At 35.1% G+C, this 1261-nt stretch carries 1 protein-coding gene; it reads left to right on the forward strand.

Translation table 11 applies throughout. The features are described from left to right. Positions 1 to 31 precede the first annotated feature (31 nt). Entirely contained in the window at positions 32 to 1135 is a 1104-nt protein-coding gene (locus FKN16_RS24220; protein WP_170903733.1) for a hypothetical protein, read from the forward strand. Positions 1136 to 1261: the final 126 nt, after the last annotated feature.

Genomic DNA, 1261 nt, shown 5'->3' on the forward strand with positions numbered 1-1261 from the left:
GCGTTAGAGTTCATGATGAAAGGAGTAAACAATGTTAGATTTACCAAAAAGTATTCAGGTTTTATTTAGTAATAATCCTAAATTAGCTGAGTTAGTCCCAAACCCTATTGTTGTTGCAAATACTTCATTCATATCTGCATTCAGCAATCAATTATGCCGTCAGACTAGTTCTAGCAACAATGACGAGTTTTACAGAATCGTTTTTAAAAAGGGCTCGTCTAGAGAATTGATGACGATCAATAATGGTGAACTAAAAGGTTTGCTTACTTCTACTTGTATAGAAAAAGGAAAAATAAGTGATGTTGCTGGCTTAGAACAAGTTGATATAGGTAATGAACATGAAGCTATGCCTGCTCTTTTAGGCATAAGCCTATATAGCTCAATTAAAGCCAGTTTGTCTTATATATCACAGTTAAGTGCTGACATTAGAAATCACCAAATTATTGAAGAGCAGGCAAAATTTGAGAGGGTCTCTGAAACTATTTCGGATAGTTTTAGGAGCATTCCTGACATTTCCGTAGATAAAGCAATGCGGAGTGTATATCTATCGAGAATAGTTAAAAACAATGAAGACTGTTATGAGTTATATGTTTCTCAGAGGTATAAGTTTGCTGAGTTATTGGATTCAGAGCCGCAAGAATTCTCTACAGGTTATAACTATTACTTTACAACCTATGATGGAAAAACATTTTACCCCGACCGTTTCTTTACTGGAAAAGTGATGAAACACTCAATATTTTCCGTATTTGAAAGATTAGTTGCAGGTAGGATCTGTGAAATAGTAATTAGTGGGAACTATTCTCAGAGTAATATTCAGAGACATAAAGACTTCATCGATCGCATTAAAAATGAGTTAATGAGCCTCATGAGTTATCGATTGAGTGCTTTTGATAATTTTACTGAAAATCATAAAGATACGATCGAAACAGATTTAAATTTAACAGGTTATGAACGTGAAAAACTGCAAAATGAGCTAAATAATCACTTAAAGTTTGTTAATGGTATTCAGCAGGATTTATCAACGTTGTTAGACGAGAAGTTAGATGGCTTTAATATATTGTCTCACCTAATGGACAGAGATGAGTTTGACGTTTATCTCATTGATGGGAAGTTATTGATATCTAACGGTGACTGAACTCTAACAAAGCGTTTAAGACGGATTCCCAACGCTTGGCATTTTCGGTTTGAATTCAGCTTTAGTGTTTACGGCACCATGTTTTAGGTCAGGTGGTAGCGTTGCTCACCACTTAACGCGGCGTTA

It is taken from the genome of Vibrio sp. 11-4(1), assembly GCF_013048625.1.
GTDB lineage: Bacteria > Pseudomonadota > Gammaproteobacteria > Enterobacterales > Vibrionaceae > Vibrio > Vibrio diabolicus.

Bases quoted from the DNA above. Each gene is read 5' to 3' on its own strand.
- FKN16_RS24220 (WP_170903733.1), top strand. From the start codon at position 32: ATGTTAGATTTACCAAAAAGTATTCAGGTTTTATTTAGTAATAATCCT.